This window comes from Roseateles sp. P5_E11, from assembly GCF_054049355.1.
The window spans coordinates 1-6233 of the sequence record NZ_JBFUMO010000350.1; the positions used below are offsets into that span (position 1 = coordinate 1).

The 6233-nt window shown below is 67.3% G+C and carries 7 protein-coding genes; all 7 read left to right on the forward strand.

What is annotated here, in order from left to right; translation table 11 throughout:
• On the forward strand, positions 1–1276 hold a 1276-nt coding region (locus ACXJKR_RS21510), incomplete at its 5' end, for an amidohydrolase family protein (RefSeq protein ID WP_457324558.1).
• Positions 1277–1289: 13 nt separating this feature from the next.
• Positions 1290–2504: an MFS transporter gene (locus tag ACXJKR_RS21515; RefSeq protein WP_056196125.1), complete on the forward strand. Its 1215-nt coding sequence runs from the start codon at positions 1290–1292 to the stop codon at positions 2502–2504.
• On the forward strand, positions 2501–2626 hold the full coding sequence (locus ACXJKR_RS21520; protein WP_268795250.1) for a hypothetical protein: 126 nt from the start codon (positions 2501–2503) through the stop codon (positions 2624–2626). Before ACXJKR_RS21515 ends, ACXJKR_RS21520 begins: the two co-directional genes overlap by 4 nt.
• Positions 2623–3141, forward strand: coding sequence for a class I SAM-dependent methyltransferase (locus ACXJKR_RS21525; RefSeq protein WP_457324559.1), 519 nt, complete (start codon positions 2623–2625; stop codon positions 3139–3141). The genes ACXJKR_RS21520 and ACXJKR_RS21525 overlap by 4 nt, the downstream gene beginning before the upstream one ends.
• 30 nt (positions 3142–3171) lie before the next feature.
• Positions 3172–4053 (forward strand): 4-hydroxy-tetrahydrodipicolinate synthase, encoded by an 882-nt coding sequence (gene dapA / locus ACXJKR_RS21530; protein WP_457324560.1) that lies wholly within the window; start codon positions 3172–3174, stop codon positions 4051–4053.
• A gap of 65 nt (positions 4054–4118) precedes the next feature.
• Complete coding sequence (bamC, locus tag ACXJKR_RS21535) at positions 4119–5306, forward strand: outer membrane protein assembly factor BamC (RefSeq protein WP_457324561.1); 1188 nt, start codon at positions 4119–4121, stop codon at positions 5304–5306.
• A 148-nt stretch (positions 5307–5454) separates the two neighbouring features.
• Positions 5455–6233: MBL fold metallo-hydrolase (locus ACXJKR_RS21540; protein ID WP_457324562.1), on the forward strand; the 779-nt coding region annotated here is incomplete at its 3' end.

Genomic DNA, 6233 nt, shown 5'->3' on the forward strand with positions numbered 1-6233 from the left:
GTCTTGGGAACTGAAGAACGCGCGCTGGTTCGACGGTCAGAAGATCCAGCGCGGCAGCCTTTACGTCGAAAACGGCGTCTTCGTCGCCAGGAAACCGGCCAAGGTCAACCGCAAGATGGACATCCACGGCCAGCAAGTCCTGATCAACCCGCTGGCCGAGGCGCACAACCACAATCTGCAGACTGCTTGGGGCTGGGGCCAGTACGCGCAGACGTATCTGGACGAAGGCGTGTTCTACGCCGCCATGCTGTGTGGCGACCCGGCCGGCGTCGCCGAGGTCAAGCCGCTGACCGCCACGCCCGCGGCACCGGACGTCAGCTTCGTGACCGCCTGCATCACGTCCAGCGACGGCTACCCGCTGGCGGCCGTGCTGCCCGAACCCAGCGCCGAGGCGGCCGCGGCGCAGAAGCAGATCGTCCTCGTCGACAGCCCCGAGCAGGCGCTGGCCCAATGGCCCGCAATCAAGGCCCGCGGCGGCAACTGGCTGCGCATCGTGCTGGCGCACAGCGAGCGCCCCGAGCTGCGCGGCCGACCGGAGATGTTTGGCCGCCTGGGCCTGACGCCCGAGACCGCCAACGCGCTGACCCGGCTGGCGCGCGCGGACGGCCGCCGCGTCGTCGCCCATGCGGAAACTGCAGCCGACTTTGATGCCGCACTGGCCGCTGGTGTCGACGCCATCGCCCACCTGCCCGGTTATGCCAACACATTGGACGAGGCGCCCGAGCGTTTCGCCATCAGCGAGGCCGCCGCCGCCCAGGCCGCGCGTCAGCACACCGCCGTCATCACGACGACGGCCGCCACCGCTCTCTTCAAGCTCGACGCCGCAACCCTGGCCGCGCTGAGGGACGTGCAGCGCGCCAACCTCGCAAGACTGCAGGCGGCCGGCGTGCAGTTGCTCATCGGCTCCGACGTCTTCGTCGGCACCGGCCGGGCCGAGCTGCACGCGCTGGACGACCTCGGCCTGGACCGTGCGACGCTGTTGCGGCTGGCCACGCGCGACACGCCGCTGGCGCTTTTCCCGGGCCGCAAGCTCGGCTGCTTCGACCCCGGCTGCGAGGCCAGCTTCCTGGTGCTGGGCGCCGACCCGCTGACCGACCTGGCCACCATTGACATGCCGCTGTTGCGCGTCAAGCAAGGCAGGCTGCTAACCCGACTGGCCGACGTGGCGGCGGCCAGCTCCCAAGCCAGCACCTCGACCGCCGACCCGCCGAAGAAGACTGCCGCGAAGAAAAAAAGCGGCAAAGCCAAGACGCCCAGCAAGGCCAAACAGCGCTGATTACAGTCGCCGCATGAACACCCCCCGCCCCGCTTCCACCGGTTTGTCCGTCCAACAGGTGCTGCTGTGCGGTGCCATGATCGTCACGCTGTCGATGGGCATCCGCCACGGCTTCGGCTTCTGGCTGCAGCCCATCATCACGGAGCGCGGCTGGACGCGCGAGACCTTCTCTTTCGCGATGGCCGTGCAGAACCTCTCCTGGGGCATAGCCGGGCCGATTGCCGGCATGCTGGCCGACCGCTTCGGCGCCTGGAAGGTACTGATCGCCGGTGGCCTGACGTATGCCTGCGGCCTGCTGCTGATGGCCGTCACCAGCCACCCACTGAGCTTCACCCTCGGTGCCGGCGTGCTGATCGGCATCGCGCAATCGGGCTCCACCTACGCCGTCATTTACGGCGTGCTGGGCCGCACGGTGTCGCCGGAGAAGCGCTCCTGGGCMTTCGGCGTAGCGGCCGCGGCAGGCTCCTTCGGCCAGTTCGTCATGATCCCCGTCGAGACCTGGCTGATCAGCCATCTCGGCTGGCAGGGCGCCTTGTGGCTGCTGGCCGGCGCGGCCTTGTTGATCGTGCCGCTCGCGCTTGGCGTGCGCGAGCGCAGCGTGGCGGCCTTCAGCGGCGCCCACCAGAGCATTGGCCAGGCGCTGCGCGAAGCCTTCGGCTACCGCAGCTTCCAGCTGCTGATGCTGGGCTACTTCGTCTGCGGCTTCCAGGTCGTCTTCATCGGCGTGCATCTGCCGAGTTACCTGAAGGACCACGGCCTGGGCATCGGCGTGTCCACCGGCGCACTGATGCTGATCGGCCTGTTCAATATCTTCGGCACGTATGCGGCCGGCATGCTGGGCCAGCGCTTTCCCAAACGCTATCTGCTGTCAGCCATTTACGGACTGCGCGCCGTGGCCATCGTGACCTTCATCTCGGTGCCACTGACGCCGCTGAGCGTCTACATCTTCGCCGCGGTCATCGGCTTCCTGTGGCTGTCGACCGTGCCACCGACGAACGCCGTCGTCGCGCAGATCTTCGGCGCCCAGCACCTGTCCATGCTGGGCGGCTTCGTGTTCTTCAGCCACCAGATTGGCAGCTTCCTGGGCGTCTGGCTGGGCGGCAAGCTCTACGACGCGACCGGCAGCTACGACGTCGTCTGGTATCTCGCCATCGGGCTCGGTGTCATGGCCATGCTGGCCAACTTGCCAGTGCGTGAGACGCCCATCCTGAGGGCTCAGCCGGCATGAAGCCCGGCCGCTGGCTCTGGCCGACGCTGGCCGTCGCCGTGCTGGCGCTCACCGTCCTGGCCTACCGCCACCCGGCCGTCATGGTCCAGCTCAGCGAGCAGATCTGGGCCTGCTTCGGATGAGTGGCCGGCCCTCTGCCTGGTTGCAGCGCCTGGCGCCGACGCCGCCCGGTGCGGCCCTGGACGTGGCCTGCGGGTCTGGACGCAACCTGCATTGGCTGGTGGACGCCGGCTGGCAGGTCACGGGCATCGACCGTGACGCGGCCGCCACTGCGCCATTGCAAGACCTGGCCGAGATCATCAATGCCGACATCGAGAACGGCCCCTGGCCGCTGCCGGATCGCGAATTCGACCTGGTCGTCGTCTGCAACTACCTCTGGCGGCCGCTGTTCGATGACATCCGCGCTGCGGTCAGGCCTGGCGGCTGGCTGATCTGGGAAACCTTCGCCGACGGCCAGCAGACCCTCGGCAGGCCCTCCCGGCCCGACTTCCTGCTGCAGCGGGGCGAGTTGCTGCGCGTCTGCGAGGGGTGGCGCATCGTGGCTTACGAAGACCTGTTCGAGGACGGAGTAGGAATCGAAACATCGCCGCGCTTTGTCCAGCGCGTTGCGGCCATGCGGCCGTCGCCGGCAGCCTAAAATCGCCACATTCCTTAAGAAATTCCCACCATGAAGCCCATCCTCGGCAGCATCGTCGCCCTCGTCACCCCGATGAACGAGGACGGCAGCATTGACTACCCCGCCCTGCGCCGCCTGATCGACTGGCATGTCGAGTCCGGCACCGCCTGCGTCGGCGTCGTCGGCACGACCGGTGAGTCGCCCACGGTCAGCATGGAAGAGAACCGCGAAATCATTCGCGTCGCGGTCGAGCATGCCAAGGGCCGCATCCCCATCCTGGCTGGCACCGGCGCCAATTCCACCGCCGAAGCCATCGAGCTGAGCCGCTATGCCAAGGAGGTCGGCGCGGACTGCACGCTGTCGGTCGTGCCCTACTACAACAAGCCCTCGCAGGAAGGCATCTACCAGCACTTCAAGGCCATCGCCGAGGCCGTGGACATCCCCATGATGCTCTACAACGTGCCTGGCCGGACGGTGGCCGATATGGCCCCTGAGACGACGCTGCGTTGCGCCAGCCTGCCCGGCGTCTTCGGCGTCAAGGAAGCCTCCGGCAATATTGAGCGCGCGGCCTATCTGATCAAGCACGCCCCGGCGGGCTTCCACGTCTACTCGGGCGACGACGGCACGGCGGTCGCGCTGATGCTGCTCGGCGGCCACGGCAACGTCAGCGTGACGGCCAATGTCGCGCCGGAGTTGATGGCTGAACTTTGCCGCCTGGCCATCGACGGCAACGCCGTCGAGGCGCGCAAGGTCCATTTCAAGCTGCTCGGTCTGCACAAGCAGCTGTTCTGCGAGCCCAGCCCCGGCCCGGCGAAGTGGGCGCTGTCGCGCCTGGGCCGCTGCGGCGGTGCGCTGCGCCTGCCAATCACGCCGCTGACGGCTGCCGGCCAGGCCAGCGTCGGCCAGGCAATGGTTGAAGCCGGACTGCTCTGAGCCTCTGGTCTAATGCGCGGCTGCCCGTTTCAAGCGGGCAACCAGTTCCCTCGGAGATCTCCAGCGTGACGTCCCTTTCCCCGATTTGCTCGCTTCGCCCGTCGGCGACCCGTCTGGCCTGCACGGCCTTTGTCCTGTCCCTCGCCGGCTGCAGCACCATCGACAGCATGTTCTCGACGGACAAGGTCGACTACCGCGCCGCTTCGCGCCAGACCCAGGGTCTGGACGTCCCGCCCGACCTGACCCAGTTGGCCAAGGACAACCGCGCTCAAGTGCAGGGCGGCTCCRTCACCGCCTCGGCGTTGTCGGCGGTCAAGCCCGCGAATTCGACCAACGCCCAGTCGCTGGTCTCCGGCAGCGTCGCCGCCAATGCGGTTGGCGATGTTCGCCTCGAGCGCAGCGGCGCCGAGCGCTGGCTGCACACCTCGGCTTCGCCCGAGCAGCTCTGGCCKCAGATCCGCACCTTCTGGCAGGAACGCGGCCTTGAAGTCGTCAAGGAGCAGCCCGAGGTCGGTGTCATGGAGACCAACTGGGGCGAGAACCGCGCCAAGCTGCCGCAGGACTTCATCCGCTCCACCATCGGCAAGGTCTTCGACGGCCTGTACTCCACCGGCGAGCGCGACATGTACCGCACCCGTGTCGAACGAGGCACAAGCGGCACCGACATCTTCATCAGCCACCGCGGCATGCAGGAGATCTACACCTCCCAAGGCCGTGATTCGACCGCCTGGCAGAACCGCCCGGCCGACCCGTATCTCGAAGCCGAGATGCTGTCGCGCCTGATGCTCAAGCTCGGCGGCAAGGAAGACGCTGCCAAGGCCATCGTCGCCGAAGCGGGCTCGCCCGCCGCAGCCACGACGCCGAGCACGATCAAGGTCGGCGGCGACGCCCCACGCGCCCGCCGCCCGCTGTCCGAAGTGCCTGACAGCCTTGCCGTCAATGATGGATTCGACCGCGCCTGGCGCCGTGTCGGCCTGTCGCTGGACCGTCATGGCTTCACCATCGAAGACCGTGACCGCGCTGCTGGCCTCTTCTATCTGCGCTACGCCGACCCCGAGCAGGCTGGCAAGGACGAACCCAACTTCTTCCAGCGCCTGTTCGGCGCCAAGGCTGCCGCGCCGATGCGCTATCGCGTTTCGGTCAAGGCAGACGGTGTCAAGAGCACGGTGCGTGTGCTGGACGACCGCGGTCAGGCCATTTCCGACGACAACGCCAAGCGCATTCTGTCGTTGCTGATGGACGACCTGAAATAAGACCACCCCTACCGGCTTCGCCGGCCCCTCCAAGGGGCGCTCCAAGCAGCCCGGCAAAGCCGGATCTGCTGGAGCCACTCGGTGAAGATCAGGTTGCCTCGATGAACCGCCCGTTTCCCGCTGCAATGCTCACAGGAGCGTTCGCGTGATGCGCTTTTGCAGCCTCGGCAGCGGCAGCGGAGGCAACTCAACCCTGATTGAGGCCAGCCAGGGCATCACGAGCACGCGGTTGCTCGTCGATGCCGGCTTCAGCGTCCGCGAACTCGTCAAACGCCTCGCCCGCGCCGGYAGCGCGCCCGAGGATGTCGACGCCGTCTTCATCACTCACGAGCACGGCGACCACATCGGTTGCGCACTCGCCTTCGCGATGCGCTACCGCATCCCGCTGGTCATGAGCCGTGGCACCTGGCGGGCGGTTGGCAGCGCCGACTTCGATCCCGCTTTGCTGCGCATCGCCAGGGGCGGCGAGGCCATGGAACTGGGCGATATGGCGTTGCGGCCGTTCACGGTGCCCCATGACGCCAATGAGCCGCTGCAACTGGTGCTGAACGACGGCGCGCTGCGCTTGGGACTGGTCACCGACCTGGGCTGCGCACCAGCAAGCGTGGCCGAAGCGCTGGCTGGCTGCCAGGCGCTGCTGCTGGAATGCAACCACGACGAGGGCATGCTGCGCACCGGGCCGTATCACCCGGCGTTGAAAAAGCGCATTCTGGGCAGCCACGGCCATCTGTCGAATGCCGCGGCGGCCGATCTGCTGGCTCGCTGCCTGCATACCGGTTTGAAGACTKTGGCCGCAGCCCATCTCAGCGAACACAACAACACGCCCGAACTGGCGCGCGCCGCGTTGGCCGAAATTCTCGGCGAGGTGGAATCAGATATTCGCATTGCCCATCCAACCCTGGGTTTGGACTGGGTGGCGCTGAACTG